At 60.9% G+C, this 20,991-nt stretch carries 17 protein-coding genes; 7 read left to right on the forward strand and 10 right to left on the reverse strand.

Annotated elements, in window-relative coordinates; translation table 11 throughout:
* Nucleotides 1–34: 34 nt before the first annotated feature.
* Nucleotides 35–826, forward strand: a complete 792-nt coding sequence (locus ACFC25_RS01780; protein WP_376043605.1) for a hypothetical protein — start codon at nt 35–37, stop codon at nt 824–826.
* 38 nt (nt 827–864) lie between these two features.
* On the opposite strand, the gene ACFC25_RS01785 is transcribed toward ACFC25_RS01780, so the two are convergent.
* The 3 genes from ACFC25_RS01785 to ACFC25_RS01795 form a co-directional block, all read right to left on the reverse strand.
* A complete protein-coding gene (locus ACFC25_RS01785; RefSeq protein ID WP_376043968.1) occupies nt 865–2,232 on the reverse strand; it encodes a MinD/ParA family protein in 1,368 nt (455 codons plus the stop codon).
* A gap of 440 nt (nt 2,233–2,672) precedes the next feature.
* The gene (locus ACFC25_RS01790; protein ID WP_376043608.1) at nt 2,673–3,143 is read right to left on the reverse strand and encodes a hypothetical protein; all 471 of its coding nucleotides are present in this window, start codon (nt 3,141–3,143) and stop codon (nt 2,673–2,675) included.
* Between the two features lie 131 nt (nt 3,144–3,274).
* Entirely contained in the window at nt 3,275–4,090 is an 816-nt protein-coding gene (locus ACFC25_RS01795) for an MBL fold metallo-hydrolase (protein WP_376043611.1), read from the reverse strand.
* Between the two features lie 168 nt (nt 4,091–4,258).
* On the opposite strand from ACFC25_RS01795, the gene ACFC25_RS01800 reads away from it, so the two are divergent.
* Together ACFC25_RS01800 and ACFC25_RS01805 are read left to right on the forward strand one after the other, a co-directional pair.
* Complete coding sequence (locus ACFC25_RS01800) at nt 4,259–4,399, forward strand: hypothetical protein (RefSeq protein WP_376043614.1); 141 nt, start codon at nt 4,259–4,261, stop codon at nt 4,397–4,399.
* A 58-nt stretch (nt 4,400–4,457) separates the two neighbouring features.
* Nucleotides 4,458–4,610 (forward strand): hypothetical protein, encoded by a 153-nt coding sequence (locus tag ACFC25_RS01805; protein ID WP_376043617.1) that lies wholly within the window; start codon nt 4,458–4,460, stop codon nt 4,608–4,610.
* A gap of 431 nt (nt 4,611–5,041) precedes the next feature.
* Here the strand turns inward: ACFC25_RS01805 and ACFC25_RS01810 are convergent, their stop codons facing one another.
* The 5 genes from ACFC25_RS01810 to pdhA form a co-directional block, all read right to left on the reverse strand.
* Nucleotides 5,042–6,157: an acyltransferase family protein gene (locus ACFC25_RS01810; protein WP_376043619.1), complete on the reverse strand. Its 1,116-nt coding sequence runs from the start codon at nt 6,155–6,157 to the stop codon at nt 5,042–5,044.
* 1,320 nt (nt 6,158–7,477) lie between these two features.
* Entirely contained in the window at nt 7,478–9,370 is a 1,893-nt protein-coding gene (gene glmS / locus ACFC25_RS01815) for a glutamine--fructose-6-phosphate transaminase (isomerizing) (RefSeq protein ID WP_376043622.1), read from the reverse strand.
* A 167-nt stretch (nt 9,371–9,537) separates the two neighbouring features.
* Nucleotides 9,538–10,992 (reverse strand): dihydrolipoamide acetyltransferase family protein, encoded by a 1,455-nt coding sequence (locus ACFC25_RS01820; RefSeq protein WP_376043624.1) that lies wholly within the window; start codon nt 10,990–10,992, stop codon nt 9,538–9,540.
* A 2-nt stretch (nt 10,993–10,994) separates the two neighbouring features.
* Nucleotides 10,995–12,107 (reverse strand): alpha-ketoacid dehydrogenase subunit beta, encoded by a 1,113-nt coding sequence (locus tag ACFC25_RS01825; protein WP_376043626.1) that lies wholly within the window; start codon nt 12,105–12,107, stop codon nt 10,995–10,997.
* On the reverse strand, nt 12,104–13,321 hold the full coding sequence (pdhA, locus tag ACFC25_RS01830) for a pyruvate dehydrogenase (acetyl-transferring) E1 component subunit alpha (RefSeq protein ID WP_376043628.1): 1,218 nt from the start codon (nt 13,319–13,321) through the stop codon (nt 12,104–12,106). The genes ACFC25_RS01825 and pdhA overlap by 4 nt, the downstream gene beginning before the upstream one ends.
* 159 nt (nt 13,322–13,480) lie before the next feature.
* On the opposite strand from pdhA, the gene ACFC25_RS01835 reads away from it, so the two are divergent.
* Entirely contained in the window at nt 13,481–13,945 is a 465-nt protein-coding gene (locus ACFC25_RS01835) for an Lrp/AsnC family transcriptional regulator (RefSeq protein WP_376043631.1), read from the forward strand.
* 392 nt (nt 13,946–14,337) lie between these two features.
* Here ACFC25_RS01835 and ACFC25_RS01840 read toward each other — a convergent pair whose 3' ends face one another.
* Both ACFC25_RS01840 and ACFC25_RS01845 read right to left on the reverse strand, forming a co-directional pair.
* Entirely contained in the window at nt 14,338–15,624 is a 1,287-nt protein-coding gene (locus ACFC25_RS01840; RefSeq protein ID WP_376043634.1) for a hypothetical protein, read from the reverse strand.
* A 367-nt stretch (nt 15,625–15,991) separates the two neighbouring features.
* Nucleotides 15,992–16,690, reverse strand: a complete 699-nt coding sequence (locus ACFC25_RS01845; RefSeq protein WP_376043637.1) for an acetyltransferase — start codon at nt 16,688–16,690, stop codon at nt 15,992–15,994.
* Between the two features lie 89 nt (nt 16,691–16,779).
* Here ACFC25_RS01845 and ACFC25_RS01850 point away from each other — a divergent pair, with 89 nt between their 5' ends.
* The 3 genes from ACFC25_RS01850 to ACFC25_RS01860 all read left to right on the forward strand — a co-directional run bounded on the left by ACFC25_RS01850 (nt 16,780) and on the right by ACFC25_RS01860 (nt 20,762).
* A complete protein-coding gene (locus tag ACFC25_RS01850; RefSeq protein WP_376043640.1) occupies nt 16,780–18,045 on the forward strand; it encodes a nucleotide sugar dehydrogenase in 1,266 nt (421 codons plus the stop codon).
* Between the two features lie 26 nt (nt 18,046–18,071).
* Entirely contained in the window at nt 18,072–19,265 is a 1,194-nt protein-coding gene (locus ACFC25_RS01855; protein WP_376043643.1) for a glycosyltransferase family 4 protein, read from the forward strand.
* A 288-nt stretch (nt 19,266–19,553) separates the two neighbouring features.
* Nucleotides 19,554–20,762 carry an IS110 family transposase gene (locus ACFC25_RS01860; protein ID WP_376043970.1) on the forward strand — a complete coding sequence of 403 codons (1,209 nt, stop codon included), beginning with the start codon at nt 19,554–19,556 and terminating at the stop codon, nt 20,760–20,762.
* Nucleotides 20,763–20,991 lie beyond the last annotated feature (229 nt).

Genomic DNA, 20,991 nt, shown 5'->3' on the forward strand with positions numbered 1-20,991 from the left:
TCTGCACTTTTCGCGTCAACTATTGGGGGATCCAGTGAGCAACGACCAGCAGCCCGGGTGGTCGCAGCAGCCGAACGGGGAGCCGGGCCAGCAAGACGGTCAGTCGTCGCTGGCTCCTCGGGCACACCGCATAACCGGCATACCACTGTGGGGCTGGATAGCGGGTGGCGCGGGCGTCGTGGCGGTCGCCGCCGTCGCCGGGCTGTTAGTGTTCAACGGACTTTCCGGCGGCAGCAAGGATCCGGAGGCCTTGCCCGACCCCGGCGCCAGCGAAACGACGGCACTGGAAAAATTATCCGAGCCGACCGCCCCGGAGCTTGCGGATACGTGGGTTTACCTCGATTATGAAACCGACTTCACCAGCGCGCCTGTTTGGTCAGTCAAGGAACCGCAGGGCTGGAGCACGGAACACGTCAAAGAGGGGATGGTGAAGTATAAAAGCTCCCGGCTCCAGTGCACATTCACTGTCTATCAGGGGGCCTTGCCAGCTACAGGGCAGGTCGGTGACGAGGCGGCGACCGCTGCGGCCATGGTGTCTGAAATCGAGGCTGTCAAACAGGCCGTAGGCAAGCCAGTCGAGGTCGTGGACGAAACCTTCAACTACGTGGCTTTCCGCGATGGCAGCAGGAAGATCCAGATGCAGGAGGTGGCACTCCGCTACAAGGACGACCGCGACGCGGATGTCATCCACAGGATGGCCGTGCGGGCAACGGACAGCAGCAACAGACTCATGGAACTGGCCATGGCATGTCCAAGCAACCTGCCCACCGAATTGGGCCTGTGGCAGGATCTGACCGACAGGGTGGCCATGGTGGACGCTACCTAGCCCAACTATCAATCCGCGTCAGCGGCCTACCAAGCCGCCTACTGGTACCCATCCACGATCGCCGCGGCGATTTCCTTGTAGGCACGGCGGGTCTCAGGCTTCAGCACATCCAAGGTGACCAGGTCGCCGTCGGCCACACCGCGATCGTGGGGCACGGCGATCAGCTGGCGGCAGATGCCGGAGAGGTGTTCCTCGATGGCGTCCTTGTCCACGCGGGACGAGACCTCGTCCTTGTCCGTGATCACCACAATGGCGTTCCGGGCAAGGTCCTCGTAGCCGTGGCTGGCCAGCCAGTGCAGGGTGCTCCGGGCGCGTTTGGCACCGCTCACCGCGTAGCCGGCGGCGATGACCAGGTTATCCGCTGACTGCAGGATCCCGCTCATGGCGTTGTGGGTGACCCCCGTGCCGCAATCGGTCAGCGCAACGGAGTAGTAGCTGGAGATGAGCTTGCGGATCTGCAGGTACTCGGCGGCTGTGAGCGAGTCCGAGACCTCCGGGTCCTGCTCACCGGCGATCAGGTGCAGCCGGCCGGCGTGGTGCATGTACCGGGCCAGGGCAGTTAGGGAGTCGACTGTGTCAATGTTCCGGAGCAGGTCGGTGATGGTGCGGGGGCTGGCCTGCTGGTAGATGCCCTCCCCCAGCGCGCGTTCCACGAGGTCGCCGGAGTCCGGGTTGGCGTCGATGGCGCAAGGCGCATCGCCACGGAATTCGGCGAGGGTCAGGCCAACGCCGACGGTGGTGGAGGTCTTGCCGATGCCGCCCTTGAGACTGAGGATGGCGGTGTTGTAGCTGCCCTGCAGTTGGCGGGAGATGCGGCGGCCCAGCTCGTCTTCCTGGCGCTGCTTCGCGCCCGGGCCCATGTTCCAGGCTCCGCCGGTCAGGGAGTAGATGGCGCCGCGAAATCCGCCCACCGGGCGGGGCTTCTGCTCTTTGACGAACAGCCCCGGGGAGCTGATGAAGTCCGGCATGGGAGTGTCGGCGATGACGTCTGCTGCGGTGGGGCGGGCCCGGCGGAAGGCGGGGGCCGCTTCGGGGGCCGGGGGTAGGGAAGGTTCGACGACGGGACGCGCCTGTGTGCCGGCGCGGGACTCCGGCGCGTCCTGCTGGCCGGTCTGGGGCTGGGGCGTGGCCGGCGCCTTCGCCGGGCGGCGTGTGGGGGCCGGGACGTGCGTGATGGGATTCGCTGCATCGGCCGCGGCTGCGGCCTCGGCCCAGGAGGTACGGCGGGCGGCCGGCTGGCCGGCGTCCGCCGGGCTGGAAGGGTTGGGTGTTACAGCTGGCATGGTTCCTGTCCGGGCATCCGTCAGTTCGCCGTCGGCGCGACGGAGGTCACGGCGTCGGCGTGGCTGCGGCAGCCCTGCATCCTGTGCATTGGCGCGTGCGTTCTTATCCGCCGGATCGGGCATGTCTGTCCCCCCAGGACGTTCGGCAAAAGGTTCTGCGGCACTTTCTGTCTGGTACAAACAGCCAGTCTAAGTGCTGGGGCGGAATCCTGTGGTCAGACGCGCGTCAGGGAAGTGGCCGTGTGCCCTTAGAGATACTCATGCGGCGAGGCTAAAGGCACAAGGTTTCGGCGGATCCAGTCAAGCTGTATGTGATCTGTGCAAGGGCATGGGCAGCGCCACCACTGTCCCCCACAGAACCATGGCGACGCCCCACATGGGACCGTCCATGGCCCCGGCCCGATCAGGAAAGGCGAGCATGGCCGCGCCGATGTAGGTGGCGGACAGGCTCGTGGCCACCCGCATCAGCGGCCGGCCCGCCGGCCAGAAGACCAGGCCAAGCGCAGTCAGGCAAAGGACGACCCCGACGGAACCCTGGACGGGCCAGTGCTCAATGTCCCAGGTCAGATGGCCAGTGTCCTGGCGAAGCCGGGAGACCTCAAAGGCCGGCTCAGACTCCAGGCAAAGGATGCGGGCACCGCTTCCTTACGCACAAGCCAGAACAACAGGGAGCCCGCCGCTGCCAGAAGTAAGGCAACGGGCGTCGGCCCGGCGTCCAGCCCGAACACCGAACCGAGGAGCAGTGCTCCGATGGCGATGGAAAGCAAAATTAACCCGGGCCAGGGCTGCCCCGGGTTCCTGGCGATGCTGACAAATGAACCGCCGACGACGAAGGTGAACAGGCTGCCCCAGCTCGCTTCCAGCGGCACCGACCATTCGTACTGCTGATCCACCCAGCCGGGCAGCGTCATCAGGTCCGCGAGCCCGAACAATCCGATGAAAGCCACCGGTACCATCACCCATGCCACGACACGCGCGATGCGGAGGCGCGAAGGCATGGGTACTCCGGTCTTTGCTGCTGTCGCGTCAGCCATAGAACAGCCTCCCTCATCCGTGCCCTGCCTGTGAGGCAGTATGCCAGACAGGCACCATGGTGGCCATGAACTCCGCCTTGGTCAATGGGGAGCAGGCAGCCCGCACCGGGAAGGCCGCAGGCGCGCAACGCCTAGTGCTGCGGGCGGGTTTCCTGCAGGCGCTTGATGAACCAGCGGGACTGTTCCGGGCCGTACGGGAGGACGGGGATGGCCTTGGTGGCGTCAGAGGGGGTATCGCGGATGGACTGCCGAGCCTGGCGGACGGCGGTGGTCATGGTGTTGGCCATTGTCTTGACGAATTGGTCGCTGCAGGGCTGGCCGTGGCCGGGGATCAGGAATTCGTAACGGTGGCGCAGCGCGGAGATGTGCCGCAGCGAATCGGCCCATTCCTCCGGGAATGAGTCCTCGAAGGACGGATGCGCGCCCTGCTCCACGAGGTCCCCCACGTACAAGGTGGTGGGCGTACCCACCAGGAGGTCGCCGTCGGTGTGGCCTCGGCCCAGGTAGAAGAGGGTTACTGTCAGTCCGCCGAGATCCACCAGCACTGGCTGGTCCTTGACGATGGCGTTGGGCACCACCAGTTCAACGTTCTCGCCTTCGCCAGTGGACATCTCAGGTTCCAGCGTGCCCACGAAGCGGCGCTGCAGGTCCCCGCGCTCCTCAATTTCAGCGGCGCAGTTTTCGTGCGCCCAGAACTCGGTGGCACCCGCCTCGGCAAACACGGCGTTGCCGAAGAAGTGGTCGTAGTGGGCGTGCGTGTTGACCACGACGAGCGGCAGTTGGGTCTTCTCCCGCACGGCTGCCAGGATCTCGCGTCCCTGCCGCGGGCCACAGCCGGTGTCGATCACCATGGCCCGCTCGGATCCAACAACCAGGCCGGTGTTCAGCAGCGAACCTTCGGTGACCAGCACATAGTTGTCCGCGCCGACTTCGAGCCATTCTGACATTGTTTCTCCATACCTCCGGCAAGCAGTTACGTTCGTCTTGGCCTCGATTCTACCCACGGGGCCTTGGAGTTTCCGGGACGCGGAACGGGCTTGGGGTGCCGTCGCAGCCACAGTGCTGATCAGCAATGTTTACCCTGCTGAAACCTGATACTGGGTATCATCTCCCTCATGGGGACTAAACAGCATAAGACTTTCTGCGCCGCGTGCGGCAAGACCACCAACCACGTCACCGTCTATCAGAAAGCCGACGACGGCGGCCTTCTGGTTGCCACTGTCCAGTGCTTTGAGCACTCGGATGTGCGCCGCTGACCTGATGGGCACCGCTCCCCATCGCAGGCACCGACGGCTGAGACTTACAGTGACTGCAATGTCGGTTTCAGAGGCGTCCTGCGCGGCGAAGTCCGATCCCCCGGAGCTAACGCAAGCCGCGGGAATCCTAAACGACATGAACTGCCAGGACCTACACATCAGCTACTCGGACTCCCGGGTGACGCCGACGCTGACGGACACGAATCCGTGATTTCGATGCGGACGTGACCCACACCACCACCGGAACCCGCATCGAAGTACAACGCTACCGACAGGCGTCCTCCCCAACCTCCCCGTGGCCAGCTACGAACAAGAAGACATCACGCTGCACGGGACGGATGGATTCTATAAGACCACACCGCGTACCCGGACTCGGAATGGCCGACGTCCAATTGCGGATCTCAGTAAAGCTCAATGCTTACGGCGGAGGCATTCTGCGTCGCACTCCGAATACTTTTGCGCCCTCCACGGTACCCGAATCGATGTCTAAGCGGACTGCTTCTCTTCCGTCACACACGCTGGCAGACGTGGACGAAAGCAAATTCGGCACCTCCATACAACACGGATTCTTCTGCTCTGCATCTACCGGAATATCCGTTTCAAAGAGTTTGACGCTGTTCAGATCTTATGGGCGTTCTGCGCTTAGCTACGCCTCGAAACAAGACCTTGAGCTTTGCCAGTCAGACGCCCGACGCTTCCATCAAAAATACGGAACCAAAACCCGCGAAGCCCGCGCTCAACTAGCCGGTGGATGCCGTAGGCCGCAACAAGGACCCCAGCCACGATGGCAGCATAAACCCACCATTTGTTATCCTCGGTAGCGAACCTCTCCAAGAGGATATAGCCGATGTGCGCATGGATGAGGTACACGGGGTACGTCAGGGCGCCGACCATCGCACTGCCCGGGAGATTGAGGCTTGAAATACGGGGAAGAGCGGTGATGAGCATCAACGCGAAGAAGATCACGAGTGTAGTCACAATGACCGCAGGGTTCAGGCTGAGGTTCAGCTTGTCAGCTATACCATCGGCCCGTGTGATCTCGAAAGGTATCGACGCGGCAAAAGCTGATGCGAGCCCTACCGCCCTCACTGTCGTCCAGCCGTCTGCCCGCACAGCAGCCATTATGGCGCCAGCAGCGAAGAGCAGGTAGAAGTTCCCAAGAAAGTCCGTGCGCCCAGCGATGGATGGAACGACGAACGTCATGACGGCCATAACAATTGCCCAGACAGGCATGATTGCATTGAGCCGCTTCGCCTGGTTGAAGAGAATTAAGACGCCTACGAGCGCATAAAATTTCAACTCCAGAAGAAGCGTCCAATACACGCTGTCTACCGGCAACTGGTCGAAGACACCAGGCGCCATCGTCAGATTCGCAAGGACTTGCGGGGGGGAAACGAAGAGATTTGGGGCGCCCCAAACGGCGGTAATTGAGGCGGTCAAAATCATCCCGACCCAGAACGCTGGGTAGAGCCTCACCGCTCGCCCTACGGCGAATTCGCGTGCCGACTTACCCCACGCTGATTGTGTTATCACGTATCCACTGATGAGGAAAAACAGATCGACGCCGAGGTATCCGTACTTGGCGACCTCGGCTATGGCGGGGACAGCGCCGATGGACTGGACAGTCGCAGTTGCAAATCCCGTTACGAAGTAGTGGCCAGCGAGCACTATGAGGGCCGCCGCAAATCTGTAGTAGTCAACGATCTGAACTCTGGATGATCGCGTTTTCGTCGGCGCAGAAATCACCGTGGTAGCCAAGGATCTCCCCCAATTTGTTGTCCCAATTCCGGGCTAAGTCTACGGCTACGCCATCACGTTCTCCATTCGGCTCGGCACTGCCCCGGCAAGGTGCAAATAGAACCAGTTAATTGAACTAACCGACACAGATGTTCACCAACTGATACGTTCGGGTCTCAAGCTCGGAAAGAGGGTGAGTACCCTTTTGGCTCACCTGGATCTTTGTGCACGCTCCTGTGCGGATAGATGCGCGTTCAACGCCAAGTTAAGTCATAACAAGCCCCCAGGTAGGACCTTTGTTCTCCATCGGTGTTGAGTCCGCGGGCAAGGTCGTGCACATCGCCATGACCGGCCAGCCGGTACCCCCGGATGCCTGACGACGGCGTAACGCTGGAGGTCAACTGGATGGCGATGGACGGCGCACCACACGTCGACAGCTACTTTTGTGATACAGCCTGGCGAGCTTCCAAAAGTATGGGCTATTGCAGGCCGATCACCGATACCCAGCACGGCGAGACCGTGCCTAGGACGAGTCAGGTTTGTGCAGCGCACAGTCTGGGGAGCCAGCCTGGTGCATTACACCACACCGGACAGTCAGCGCATTATGACGCCCTCGCCCTCCGCGCTGAAGGGCAGCGGCAGATAAAGCAGGCCATGGTTGACTCCCTGAAGGGCGGTGGCAGAGTCAGGGAAGTGTCGGCGTTCTCGGGCCTGTCCGGGACGATCGTGCCGAAGTGTGAGCGGGCGCACCGGCGACCCTCTCCAGCGAGCAGCGTGCGGGCCGGAGGCCAGTGAGGACGAATGGGCGGCACGCCGGCGCAACGGGGCGTCCAGGCAGGTGTGGAGCAAACTGTGGCAAAGCGTACCCCACCTACAACGACGAAGTCGCAGCCGCAGATAACCCGTAACAGACCGGTCATCTTCCCCTCGGCAAAAGCGGAAGGGCAAGGCGAAGGCCATTCTGCGTCAACTTCATCCTCATTCGGCTTCGCCTAGATTGTTCGCGCGGATCCGCCTCCGTCTCGTCGGGCAAGAATGGATACAAGCCCTCCGCACACCCTGCGACTAGCTTTCCACCACGGCTCGCCCACAACGAGTTTCTGGATGTACAGTCATCTCTATTTTCGTTTCTGCTACCTGTATATGTACGGGTTACTCGCATAGTCAGAATGCTTTGAACCGATAAGAATCGAAACCCACATGCTTACCGGCCCACAGCAACTTGCGACGAGATGGCAGCAAGGTCAACTCTGGCGCACAGTTGAGGGGGAAGTAAGGACCGGCCGCTTGCACCAGCTACAACACCCCATCCTGCTCTGAGTGCAGACATAAGCGGGAACGCTATTCTACGGTGACGCTCTTGGCCAGGTTGCGTGGCTGGTCCACGTCGTACCCCTTGGCCGAGGCGAGTTCCAGGGCGAAGATCTGCAGCGGAACCGTGGTGAGCAGGGGCATCAACAGGGTGGGCGTCTCCGGAACGTAGAAGACGTGCTCGGCGTAAGCCTTCACGGCCTCATCGCCTTCTTCAGCCACAACCAGGGTGCGGGCGCCCCGGGCGCGGACTTCCTGGATGTTGCTGACAACCTTGGCGTGCAGGGAGTCACGGCCCCGCGGCGAGGGGACCACCACGAAGACCGGCTGGCCTTCGTCGATGAGGGCGATGGGGCCGTGCTTCAGCTCGCCGGCGGCAAAGCCCTCGGCGTGGATGTACGCGATTTCCTTGAGCTTCAGCGCGCCTTCCAGCGCAACCGGGTAACCCACGTGGCGTCCCAGGAACAGGACGGATTTCTCGTCCTTCATGCTGCGGGCCAGTTCGCGGAGCGGTCCTGAGTTGTCCAGGATGGTCTGGATCTTCGCGGGGATCTTGGACAGGTCTGCCAGGACGTCCTTGATCTCTCCTTCGAAGATGTTGCCACGCAGCTGCGCGAGGTACAGGCCGAGAAGGTAAGCGGCGGTGATCTGGGCCAGGAAAGCCTTCGTGGAGGCCACTGCAATTTCCGGACCCGCGTGGGTGTACAGCACAGCATCTGATTCGCGCGGGATAGTGGACCCGTTGGTGTTGCAGATGGAGATGGTCTTGGCGCCCTGCTCCCGGGCGTAGCGGACGGCCATCAGGGTGTCCATGGTTTCCCCGGACTGGCTGATCGAAACCACCAGCGTGTTGGCGTCCAGGATCGGATCGCGGTAGCGGAACTCGTGGGCAAGCTCCACTTCCGTGGGGATCCGGCACCAGTTCTCGATGGCGTACTTGGCCACCGTGCCGGCGTAGGCAGCGGTGCCGCAGGCCAGGACGATGATCTTGTTGACCTGTTTCAGCAGCTCAACGTCGATACGGATTTCGTCCAGGGTCAGCTTGCCGTTGATGTCCGAGCGGCCCAGCAGGGTCTGCGCCACGGCGTCGGGCTGGTCGTTGATCTCCTTCTCCATGAAGGAGCTGTAACCGCCCTTTTCGGCCGAGGCGGGGTCCCAGTCAACGTGGTATTCCTTGCCGGCGGCGAAGTTGCCGAAGAAATCGGTGATCTCCACGGTATCGGCGGTGATGGTGACGATCTGGTCCTGGCCCAGCTCCACCGCGCGGCGGGTGTAATCGATGAAGCCGGAGACGTCGGAACCAAGGAAGTTCTCGCCGTCGCCCAGGCCAACTACCAGCGGCGAGTTGCGGCGGGCGGCAACCACAACGTCCGGCTGGTCGGCGTGGACGGCAAGGAGCGTGAAGGCACCCTCGAGGCGCTGGCAGGCGAGCTGCATGGCCTTGGTCAGGCCGCCGTTGCTGGTATCGCCGTGAAGTTTGGTGCGGAAGATGTCACCAAGGAGTGCGGCGGCCACTTCGGTGTCCGTCTCGGAAGCGAAGGTGACGCCCTTAGCCAGCAGCTCCAGCTTGAGCTCGGCGAAGTTTTCGATGATGCCGTTGTGGATCAGGGCCAGCTTGCCGCCGTCCGACAGGTGCGGGTGGGCATTCTGGTCAGTCGGGCCGCCGTGAGTGGCCCAGCGCGTGTGGCCGATCCCGGACAGCGTTTCCGGCAGCGGATGGGCCTGAAGCTCATCAAGGAGGTTGCTCAGCTTTCCGGACTTCTTGCGGGACGAGATGACGCCGTCGGCTACAACAGCCACTCCCGCAGAGTCGTAACCCCGGTACTCAAGGCGGCGCAATCCTTCGAGGACTACATCCAGCGCACTGTGACCGGCAATTCCCCGGCCAGTCGAACGGCCTACATATCCTACGATTCCACACATGGGCGAAACGATACCTTCTTGTTGGCCGAGGCCGAATTTCAGGACACAATTCGACGCGATAGGTGACGACTTAGCAGGCAGCTTGCCAATCCGCCGGATATAGCCTTGGGGAGCAGGGCACCTAAGAATGTCCAAGCCTTGGCACGACCGGCTGTCGGATGGTGGCCCTAAATGTCAGCCACCATGGATGCCGGATTCTCAATCGCATCGGCAACAAACCGCAAGAACCCGCCTGCTGTTCCTCCATCACAGACCCTGTGATCAAACGTCAACGTCAACTCTGTCACTTTACGAACCGCCAATTCACCGTTGACAACCCACGGTTTATCTATGATGCGCCCTACCCCAAGGATGGCTACCTCGGGATAGTTGATAATTGCTGCGGACCCGTCCACACCAAACACGCCATAGTTGTTAAGCGTGAAGGTGCCGCTTCCAAGTTCGTTCGGAGTGGCTTTCCCTTGGCGAACCACGTCTGTGAGCCGTCGGATCTCTGCATCCAGTTCACGTGCACTCAGCTTCTCTGCCGATCGGATTGACGGCACCATCAGGCCCCGGTCAGTCTGCGCTGCAAAGCCCAAATTGATTCCCTCAAACGCAATAATCTCTTGGGACCCATCGGGAGCAGTTTCGATGCGTGTGTTCAACTCCGGATACTTCTTCAGGCCGGCCGTGACGAAGCGGGCAATGAAGGCCAGCAGGCCAGGGGCATGTGTTCCTCCCTTCTTAAGCCCTGCCCGGAGCTCCACCAGGGCGGTCGCGTCAACGTCCACCCACACAGTGGCCTCCGGGATCTCCGATCGGCTCCGGGTCATATTCGCAGCCACAGCCTTGCGCACGCCCCTGACAGGAGTCCGCGACGCGATGGCCAAACGGCTCCGGGAGTCAACGCCGCTTGGGGACTCATCAAGTTCAGGTGCCGGACTCCCGTTTCGCTGAGGAATCTGGCGCTCCGGTGCTTTGATGGCAGCTTCAACGTCCCGCCGCATGATCAGGCCGCTGTCCCCGGAACCGCGCACCTCATCCAAATCGACGCCGTGTTCACGCGCCATGCGGCGAACCAGGGGTGAAATCACTGCACCCAGTTTGCCTGGGACGCGCGTGCGCAGGTCAGAGAGGTCCGCGCCGGGGATTCCGGCTGGCTCAATCACCGTAGGTGGCCGCACGGAAGCGACGGGCTTAGCCATAGAGGTCGTTGAAGCCCTCCGTGCCCTGGTGCGGCGGGGCACGCCGTGCCCGCCGGGGGTCCCGTAACCGATCAGTACATTCCCTGATCCAGCTTTCTCCTCCTCGCGATAGGTGTCGGCGGCCTCTGTTTCTACAGGCCCAGCGTCAGAGACCTTCGTCTCACCCGGCTCAGCCACTGCATCCGGTTGCCCAATGGGCGTAACCGAAATCAGCGGTTTACCGACATCCAGCGTCTGCCCTGGTTCCCCGTGGAGCGCGGTTACAGTCCCCGCGTACGGAGAAGGAACCTCCACCATCGACTTTGCTGTCTCCACCTCGGCGATTGGCTGGTCTACGCGGATTTCGTCCCCTACCGAAACGAGCCAATTAACCAGTTCGGCTTCGGTCAGACCTTCGCCCAGGTCCGGAAGCAGGAATACTTTCGTTTCACTCATAGTCAGTTCTCCCATTGGAGGTCGTCGACAGCGTCCAGGATGCGGTCCACGCTGGGCAGGTAGAAGTTCTCGAGCTTCGGTGCCGGGTACGGGACGTCGAAGCCAGTGACCCTGCGGATGGGGGCGGCGAGGTAGTGGAAGCAGCGTTCCTGTACCCGCGCCACGATTTCAGAGGAAACGGACGCGAACCCATGGGCTTCTGCGATCACCACGGCGCGGCCGGTCTTGCGGACGGACGCGGCCACTGTTTCGTCGTCGAACGGGACGATGGTGCGGACGTCAATGACTTCCAGGGAGCGCCCCTCCTCCGCAGCTGCTGCGGCAGCGGCCAGTGCGGTGGGGACAGAAGGACCGTAGGCGATGAGGGTGGCATCGGTCCCCGGACGGGCGACGGCGGCGCGGCCCTCTGAGGTTCTGCCGGCTTCCGCGTTCGCCAGGTGCTGACCCCGGAGATCGTCCAGGTCCACCATTTCCTTGGACCAGTACAGCTTTTTGGGCTCCATGAACATGACGGGGTCGTTGGAATCGATGGCTTCGCGGAGCATGCGGTAGGCATCAGGGACGGTGGCTGGAGTGAACACTTTCAATCCAGCCGTGTGGGCATAGTAGGACTCGGAGGAGTCGCAGTGGTGCTCCACTCCCCCAATGCCGCCGGCGTAGGGAACCCGGATCACCAGTGGCAACTTCAGGGCGCCCTTGGTGCGGTTATGCATCTTCGCGACGTGGCTGACGATCTGCTCGAACGCCGGGTAGGCGAACGCGTCGAACTGCATTTCGATCACGGGACGCATGCCGTTCATTGCCATCCCCACCGCCATACCCACGATGCCTGACTCCGCCAGCGGCGTGTCAAAGCAGCGCTGTTCACCAAAAGTCTTGGTGAGGCCGTCGGTGATGCGGAAGACCCCGCCGAGCATGCCCACATCCTCACCGAAGACCAAGACGGACGGATCGGCGTGCATGGCATCGGCCATGGCCGTATTAAGCGCCTTGGCCATGGTGAGGGATTGCGGTCCGATGGCCTCGGCCGTGGCGGCTGCAGAGGCTGCGGCGCGGGCGGTTGCGGCGCTGACGTTGCCGTTGGCCTCCGAGGAGGTGGTAACTGTAGGGCTCATTTTGCGTCCTCCTCTGACGTTGCTTCACGGGCCAGTTCATCGGCGAGCATGGCGGACTGTTCCTTCAGCTGGGGCGTGGGGGCGGAGAAGACGTGGCGGAAGAGGTCCTGTGGGTCCACCGGCACCTCTTCGCTCAAGCCCTCGCGGAGCTGGGTGGCAACGGCTTCGGCCTTCGCAGCAATTTTCGCCTCGGTGTCTCCGTTCAGGAGTCCCCGGTCGGTCAGGTAGGTCTTCATCCGGCTGACGGGGTCCTTGGCCATCCACTCGGCGACCTCGCTGTCCTGGCGGTAGCGGGTCGCGTCGTCGGCGTTGGTATGCGCCTGCATCCGATAGGTATGGGCTTCCACAAGGAGCGGGCCGGAACCTTCCCGGGCAAGCTTCACGGCACGGTCCAGTACCGCGAGGAGCGCCACGACGTCGTTGCCGTCAACGCGTTCGCCGGCCATGCCGTACCCAACTGCTTTGTGCGCCAGCGACGGTGCGACGGACTGGTGCGCCAGCGGAACGGAGATCGCGTACCTGTTGTTCTGGACGAAGAAAACCACCGGCAGGTGGAAGACGGCTGCGAAATTCAGGGCTTCGTGGAAGTCACCTTCGCTGGTGGCACCGTCCCCGCACATTGCCAGGACTACAGTGTCTTCACCGCGGAGCTTGGCCGCGTGTGCAACACCGACGGCATGGAGCAGCTGCGTCGTCAGCGGAGTGCATTGGATGCCTACCTTGTGTTTGGCCGGGTTGTAGCCGCTGTGCCAGTCGCCGCGGAACAGCGTCATGGTCTGCACGGGATCAACTCCGCGTGCCATCACGGCGACGGAGTCGCGGTAGGTAGGGAACATCCAGTCGCCCTCGGAGAGGCACAGCGCGGCCGCTACCTGGCAGGCTTCCTGTCCGTGGCTGGAGGGGTACACGGCCATCCGGCCCTGCCGGACGAGCGCGGAGTTCTGATCATTGACCCGTCGGCCGACCACGAGTTGCTCGTAGGCAGCCATCAACTCGACGTCGCCCGGCAAAGGGTACTCGTGACCGGGTTCGGTGCCCTGCTCGCGGTCCGCCTTGAGCCGGCCCTCTTGATCCACCATCTGGATCTGGTGCCGGGCGGGGAGCATGTAGTCCTCAACCGTGATGCCGAATTTACGGACGGCTTCCGCTACGGCGTCTTCAGTTGGCGGCGTTGCGGCCTGGTCCGGTGCAGTGTGGTCTGCGGAGATCGTCATTGGTCCGTCCTTTTCTAGCCACTATTCCCTCCCAGTATCATCCCGGTGCAGGTTTCGTATCCACTAGCTTGGAAAATCGTGGAGAACAACGACGAATCAACCTATTCTTGAAGACGAATTGCATTACGACCCGGATAACGGGCAGGAGCTGTGGACGGAATGGCAAACAATGTAGCAGGAGCGGAGCCGACACCGCTCGATGACATAGACCGCAGCATCATTGCGGAGCTGACCCGGGACGGACGGATGTCCGTCACTCAGGTGGCCGAGAACGTCCATATCTCCCGGGCGCACGCCTACACGCGCATTGCGAGGCTCACCGGCGAAGGAGTGCTGACCAAATTCACGGCACTGGTTGATCCGATTAAGGCAGGGCTAAGATCGTCCGCCTACGTGACGTTGAAAGTGAGCCAGCACTCCTGGCGGGAACTGCGTGAGCAGCTGCGCGCCATCCCGGAAGTGCACCACATCGCCTTGGTAGGCGGCGACTTTGACGTGATCCTGCTGGTGCGGGCCCTAGACAACAGCGACCTGCGCCGTGTTATTTTCGACGAGCTTCAGTCAATGCCTGGCGTTTTGGATACGCAGACGTTTTTGGTGTTTGAGGATCTTGATTCGCGCTGAGCCCAGATGGGCACGGATCAGACGAGCCCTCCTCCAGCTCCAGCCCAGCCCCCAGGCAGACTCCGGCGCGGGATCAGGGGAAGGACGGACGACAGCAGGATCCAGCTTTCTGGAGGAATACTGTGAACAAGTCTTTCCACGAACCGGAACGACAGGTGGATCATCACCACAGCCAGCATGTCGTCAGGGGCACACACCCCGAGGGAGGAGACCAAGGGAATCAGCCGGGGATAGGAGGGCAGGCCACCAGAGGTAGGCGGCGTAGAACCATTCGCGCCGAGGTTGGGCCCAGCCAGAGGTGGCTCAGGACCTTTGTGGCGGGGGTTGGCTGGCTGGAGGACATGCGATCCCGCAACCAAACAGCCCCTATGGGATGAAGTTGGGGCACGCTTCTAATGGGACACTTCTCGCGTTGTAAGGATCGGCAGCCCAGTGGCATCGGTACGAGATGTCCGCGCTGCCCTTGGCCTCATTGCGACCATGCACAATAGTGCCAGCACCACCCAAACAATCGTCGAAGCACGGTTGACGGTTAGAGACGGTATGCCCAGCGATGCGCCTGCCAAGAACAAGGCAAGAAATGTGGCCATCAGGCGAAGGTCTGGCTCCAGAAGCCGCCGCGCCATCCTAAAGATTGCCCAGTACACGATGCACAAGAGGACGGCACCAAGCAGACCATCTAGGACCATGACCTCAGTCCATGCGCTATCGTAGGGCATTTGAATCCCGGCAAGACCAAATCCGAAAACTGGGCTCGCATCCACGACGACATCGAAGACGGCCATCATTCCCGCTTCCTCGTTCCAGCGGCCTGCGCTGTAGAACTCGATCAAGCCCTGGTCCTGATCAGGAGCAACGAGCCTGGCCAAATAGTTGAACCCTGTCCACTCCTGAAAGAAGCCCGACTGGGCGACGCCGGCGGCCACCAGAGCGGCACCGAACAGTAGACCCACGTTCCCGAACCCCGCCCGTGACTTCCAGAGGTGTATCAGGATGAGCGGGATGCCGCCAAGGATGAATACCTTACTGACGCACAGCATGCCTCCGATGCTGATAAGCGCCAGGAGCATGAGCGTGGTTTTTGGCTTATTCCGGTATCGCCACACGGCAAGGATTCCGGCGACTCCGTAAACAACTCCGGCCTCGGCCGGCTGGTTGAAGATACCGCTCAGTCGGCCCATCTGGGCCGCACGCTCGGCGGTTGTCTCACCAATGTCCCCGCTCCAAAACGGACGCAGGAATGCACTCAGGTCAACCTGGGTACCAACCATGCTCAGCAGGCCGTTCGCCGCTGTAATCCAGACGATGATGGCTGCGACGACGCTCAAGGCACTTGTCGCCGAGCTTCGCGGCACTACGGACCAGACGAGCATCATTACAATGAGCGGCAAAGTCAGGTTATCGAGGCCGGACAGCAACGTCCCAGCCTCATAGGCGGGGGTGTAGGCTGCTGGCGGAACCAGTCCAAGCAAAGAAACCAAGAGGATGCCGAACCACGGCGCGATGAGCGGCCAGTAAGGACGGGCGTGGAAGAAGGTAAGCGGAACCAGAAGGGCCGCGGTCCCATATACGGCCAGTTGTTCCGTGCGGACACTCCCGCTCACATACGGGCCGAAAGCTGCGGCGGTCAATAGTCCGACGAGGGCAAGGGGGAAGCGTTTGGGCGCGTCGCTGATCATCGATTTATACAAATGTCCCCCTGAGTGAAAGTCTTACCAATCCTACCCGCCCACGGAGACGATCAGACGTCTTGTCCTAAGATCGCGTGGACTCTGCTCATCGAGGCGTTCTAGGATCATGGGTCGAACGCAAATGGCTCGCGACGACCTGAACTAGCCGGAAAGCTCCAGTCTGTCAGTCGTCCGCCCCATCCCCTTCTCGGGGACAGCACGGTGGCCGCGTGGCAAGACACCAAATCACTCTGTCTCATTACTTAGGGACAGTTTTGTCTGATTCCATGGCTCCGCACCGCAATTCGGTTTGCTAGCATTGCAACATTTCGCGAGCCGAAGATCTCATTTCGCGAACCGAAGATCTCGCGGCTGACTAGGCCAATTCAGCCCATCTAGCGGGAACTCCGATTGCCACTTTCTTCGCTGGAACATCGCGCGTAACGCAAGCCATAGCGCCGATGGTGGCCCCGTTGCCTATAGTCAAGCCTTGGAGGACGGTCGCGCCGGCACCCACCAATACTTCAGATTGGCACGTCACGTGCCCGGAAACGATCGCACCGGGGTTTAGAGATACGAAGTCTTCCAAGATTACATCATGGCCAACGGTTACATTTGGATTCAGATGAGAATGCAGCCCTAACGTGACAAAGCTCGATACCTGGACCCCAGCGCATATTATAGTCCCCGGGGCGACGCGGCAGTTGCTGCCGATGCCTGCACTTGGATGAACGACCACGCCCGGCTGCAAACCCGCGGCCACAAACCTTTGATGAATTCGTGCACGGATCGCGGGATTTCCGATCCCAATGACAAAGTCGGCGGAAGGTTTCGTACTCAGCCATTCATCGTCCGTGCCTAAATACGGCACGCCCAGCGACGCGAGTCTCGCCAAGTTGAACGCTCCAGGATTTGAATCAACCACTCCAACCAGCCTGCTGGAAGAGCTCATCTCCAACGACTGGGCCCTCACCGCCTCTATCGTCTCGCGTCCGAAGCCACCAGCTCCGACTATGACGAGGCCTGGGCTCGTTTCATTGGAGGTGACGCTGAGGAGACTTCTTGAACCTTGCACGAAGTAAGAATGCCACAAGCCATCATATGCGTTGCTAACATAGGCCGGGGGCTGACCGCGCCTGAAAACGAGGAGTGGACGTAATTCGCATGGCAAAAGCGCAAAAAGTAGTGGTAATTGGCCAAGGATACGTAGGCCTCCCTGTCGCCATGAGGGCGGTGGAGGCTGGGTTCAATGTAGTGGGTATCGACACAGACGAGAATCGCGTCGCCAGTCTGCGGCGAGGGGCATCTTATGTCGACGATATCTCAAGCGACGAACTTCAGAGCGCGCTTGACAGCGGCCGCTTCATAGCGGGAACCGACTACGCACTGGCCGCCGACTTCGACATAGCCGTCATCACTGTTCCCACACCGCTTCGGGACAGCCTTCCAGACCTATCGTATATCGAACAATCAACCCGCTCTCTGGCAAAATACTTGCGCCGGGACTCCACAGTCGTCCTTGAGTCAACAACCTACCCCGGGACCACCGAAGAAATGCTCGTTCCGATCCTGGAAGATGAATCCGGCCTCGCGGTGGAAGATGACTTCTTCGCAGGCTATTCGCCCGAACGCATTGACCCCGGCAACAAGATTTGGGGCTTCGTACAAACCCCTAAAGTCGTTTCGGGGGTTGGTAGCGCATCCCTGAAGCGCGTTCAGGGTTTCTACGACCGTCTGGTGGACACGACCGTTCCGGTTAGCACGCCCAAAGAGGCCGAGTTGACCAAGCTCTTGGAAAACACCTTTCGTCATGTGAATATCGCTTTGGTTAATGAACTCGCGATATTCGCCAACGAGCTCGGCGTCGACGTCTGGGAGTCAATCGAGGCGGCCAGCACCAAGCCGTTCGGTTTCATGAAGTTCACGCCTGGTCCCGGCGTAGGCGGTCATTGCCTTCCCGTAGACCCAAGCTACTTGTCTTGGCAGGTCAAGAGGAAACTTGGCCAAAACTTCCGATTCGTAGAATTAGCCAATGATCTGAACGACCACATGCCAGATTATGTTGTCCAACGAGCCATTGCGAACCTGAATAAGAATTTCAAGTCCGTCCGCGGATCACGAATACTACTTATCGGGCTTGCCTACAAGAAAAACACGGGAGATATTCGCGAATCGCCTTCGCTAAGATTAATCGAATTACTGGAACAGCTCGGTGCTGAACTGGTTGCAGTGGACCCGCACGTTGAAGAATACCGATGGCCTGCCGGAGTGGGAAAAGTCGAACTGGACGAAAGCGGCCTCAGCGATATCGACCTTGCGATCCTCATCACCGATCATGATCGACTGGACCTTTCGCATGTCATCAAAGCAGGCGTCGACGTACTCGACACGCGAAATCGCTTGTCTGGCGAAAACATCGAATCCCTCTGACATCCTCAAAAACGATGGTCACTGCCATGCATCGCGTACTCATTTTTGCACCGTTCTACCCACCTGCGTACCTCGGCGGCGGGCCTATCCGGACCATTTCGGCCATTGCTCAGGGCGCCCCGGAACGTTATCTCCCTGCCGTGATAACTAGCGACACGGATCTGGGTCAACAGCAGCCGCTCCCCGTACCCTCAGGTGCATGGGCTGAACACGAAGGAGTAAGCACTTTTTATTTCTCGACCAAGAAATGTGTACCCTTTGCGAAGGCTCTCACTGCTGGTAGAGCTAAACGCCCCGACATCCTGTATTTGAGCAGCTTCTTTAACGTCAAATTTTCTTTAATCCCGCAGATTTTGCATTTGTTCGGATTTTTTGGAAGATCTAGAGTGGTAATTGCGCCCCGCGGAGAATTTGGTCTAGGGGCTTTGGCCATAAAGTCGACCCGCAAAAGACGATTCATCAATGCCTACCGACTATTTCGCCTCCAAAGACACATAATCTGGCATGCATCTAGCCTACGCGAGGCGAATGATATTCATTCTGCGCTAGGGAAGGAGGCGACTGTCTTAATCAGAGAAAATGATTCCGCTCTCCCTCAGCATTCCTTAGCCCCGAGCATGCAAGTTCCGCTTGTCGACCAACTGCGAGCAGTTTTTATTGGGCGCATTAGTGTTGTGAAAGGATTGGAAGATTTAATTCAATCCTTCGCCGATGTTCGCACTTCATTCAAATTTGATATTTACGGCCCAGAAGAGGATATTCAATATTCCGCTAGATGCCGTCGGGCCGCTTCGGAATTGCCAAGCCACATCCAAGTAACTTTCCGAGGCCCAATTGCTCACGAAAAAGTTCGAGAAACACTAGCAGGGTACGATGTGATGTTTTTTCCGACGCGAGGCGAAAACTTTGGGCACGTCATTGCGGAGGCGCTATCCGTGTCGTGCCCCGTAGTTTGCGCCGACGTAACCCCCTGGACCGGGATTCTCGAGGCCGGAGGAGGACGAGTGGTCCGACACAATTCCTCTGGCGCATGGAGTCAGGAGATCCAAACCTACGCCTTGATGACGTCACAAGAACGGCTGGCTGCACGCGTGCGCGCCGGTCAAGCGTTCGATGGCTGGCGCCAACTTTCTCCGGACTGTCATATCTTCGAAATGGTGACAGACCATCTAGGGACCACTTCAAATTTGAGTCCACAAGAACGCAGTCCCTGCTGCTGACTCTCCCTGCATGCTCTGGCTGACAGCTGTTCTTCGCCCCCGTTACCTTTTTCGTAGCCCCGCTCCTGTTGCAGGATGAGGGTGTGTTGGCCGGTCGGTCCCGGCATGGTTTCTGCCCCCAGTCGTTCATGATCCGGGGGGTGTTGTCACCGGGTCCGGCCTGGCGGCAGTTGATCGCTGATAGAGGCACGACGACGGGTCCTTCGTAACGTGGATGCCGACACCTGCCGCCGTTGACCAGCCAGCACAGGACTGTGACGCGCGAACAAGGGAGCGGGTGTGGCGGTGATTCTGGATCAGCAGGACATAGACGTATTCATCGGTTTGGACGTCGGGAAATCCGGCCACCATGCCGTAGCCGTGAACCGCACGGGGAAGAAGCTCTTCGACAAGGCACTGCCCAACGACGAAGCCCGGCTGCGGGAGATCCTGGATTCCTTGTCCGCGCACGGGAAGATCCTGCTCGTCGTGGATCAGCCGGCGACGATCGGAGCGCTGCCTGTCGCGGCTGCCCAGGCATCCGGTGCAGCAGTTGGCTACCTTCCGGGTCTGGCGATGCGCAGGATCGCGGACCTGCACCCGGGCCAGGCCAAGACCGACGCCAGGGACGCGGCGATCATCGCTGAGGCCGCCCGGTCCATGCCTCACACACTGCGATCCATCGCCGTGGATGATGAGACGCTGGCCGAACTCGCCGTTCTCTGCGGCTTTGACGACGACCTCGCGGCCCAGATCACGGCCACATCGAACCGGATCCGCGGGCTGCTGACCCAGATCCACCCGGCCCTGGAGCGGGCACTGGGCCCGCACCTGGATCACCCGGCGGTGGCCGACCTGCTGACCCGGTATTCCACACCTGCGGCACTGAAGACCGCCGGCCGCGGACACATCAGAGCCCGTTTGAAGAAACGCGCACCCCGCGCCGCAGAACGCCTCACGGACGCAATCTTCTCTGCCCTCGGAGAACAGACCGTAGTGGTCGTGGGCACCAGCGCCGCAGGGGTCGTGTTGCCGAAACTGGCCGAACAGCTGCTGGCCCTGCGCCACCAGCGCGACGACATCGCCGCCCAGGTCGAAGCCCTCGTGGAGGCCCACCCTCTTCACAAGGTCCTGACCTCGATGCCAGGCATCGGAGTCAGGACCTGCGCCCGCATCCTCACCGAAGTGACCGGCAAACACTTCGCCAGCGCCGCCCACCTGGCCTCCTACGCCGGCATCGCACCCGTCACGCGCCGCTCCGGGACATCCATACGGGGCGAGCACACCAGCAGGCGCGGGAACAAGAAACTCAAACGCGCCCTGTTCCTCTCCGCCTTCGCAGCCCTCCACCACCCGCCGTCGCGGGCCTACTACGACCGGAAACGAGCCGAGGGCAAACGACACAACCAAGCGCTCATCGCCCTCGCACGCCGACGCTCAGACGTCCTCTTCGCCATGCTCCGAGACGGAACCCTCTACCAAGACCCCGAACCACGAAACCTGCCCTCAGCGGCTTGACGAAAACCATAGAGGCACCCCCCCCGGCTGAGAGTGCAGTCCGGTGCGATCCATCCTTCGGCAGCGCTTGAGAAAGCGTCGCGGATGTGGCTACCACGCACCGCTGTCGCAGTTGATCAATTCCATCTGGTCTCTTGGGGCAACCGGCCAAGAACGAGGCCCGGCAGAACCTGTCCCAACAGCTCAACCGCTACAGACGCCGCGTAGCCGACAAGGCCTGGGCTACCGA

This window comes from Pseudarthrobacter sp. NPDC055928 (assembly GCF_042270935.1).
GTDB lineage: Bacteria > Actinomycetota > Actinomycetes > Actinomycetales > Micrococcaceae > Arthrobacter.

What these genes read in the sequence shown, in the direction of transcription:
- ACFC25_RS01820 (WP_376043624.1), bottom strand. Translation starts at nt 10,992, where the DNA reads ATGAGTGAAACGAAAGTATTCCTGCTTCCGGACCTGGGCGAAGGTCTG.
- ACFC25_RS01825 (WP_376043626.1), bottom strand. Translation starts at nt 12,107, where the DNA reads ATGAGCCCTACAGTTACCACCTCCTCGGAGGCCAACGGCAACGTCAGC.
- ACFC25_RS01805 (WP_376043617.1), top strand. Translation starts at nt 4,458, where the DNA reads ATGTCGGTTTCAGAGGCGTCCTGCGCGGCGAAGTCCGATCCCCCGGAG.
- ACFC25_RS01840 (WP_376043634.1), bottom strand. Translation starts at nt 15,624, where the DNA reads ATGATCAGCGACGCGCCCAAACGCTTCCCCCTTGCCCTCGTCGGACTA.
- ACFC25_RS01800 (WP_376043614.1), top strand. Translation starts at nt 4,259, where the DNA reads ATGGGGACTAAACAGCATAAGACTTTCTGCGCCGCGTGCGGCAAGACC.
- ACFC25_RS01785 (WP_376043968.1), bottom strand. Translation starts at nt 2,232, where the DNA reads ATGCCCGATCCGGCGGATAAGAACGCACGCGCCAATGCACAGGATGCA.
- ACFC25_RS01835 (WP_376043631.1), top strand. Translation starts at nt 13,481, where the DNA reads ATGGCAAACAATGTAGCAGGAGCGGAGCCGACACCGCTCGATGACATA.
- pdhA (WP_376043628.1), bottom strand. Translation starts at nt 13,321, where the DNA reads ATGACGATCTCCGCAGACCACACTGCACCGGACCAGGCCGCAACGCCG.
- ACFC25_RS01790 (WP_376043608.1), bottom strand. Translation starts at nt 3,143, where the DNA reads ATGGCTGACGCGACAGCAGCAAAGACCGGAGTACCCATGCCTTCGCGC.
- ACFC25_RS01850 (WP_376043640.1), top strand. Translation starts at nt 16,780, where the DNA reads ATGGCAAAAGCGCAAAAAGTAGTGGTAATTGGCCAAGGATACGTAGGC.
- ACFC25_RS01855 (WP_376043643.1), top strand. Translation starts at nt 18,072, where the DNA reads ATGCATCGCGTACTCATTTTTGCACCGTTCTACCCACCTGCGTACCTC.
- glmS (WP_376043622.1), bottom strand. Translation starts at nt 9,370, where the DNA reads ATGTGTGGAATCGTAGGATATGTAGGCCGTTCGACTGGCCGGGGAATT.
- ACFC25_RS01795 (WP_376043611.1), bottom strand. Translation starts at nt 4,090, where the DNA reads ATGTCAGAATGGCTCGAAGTCGGCGCGGACAACTATGTGCTGGTCACC.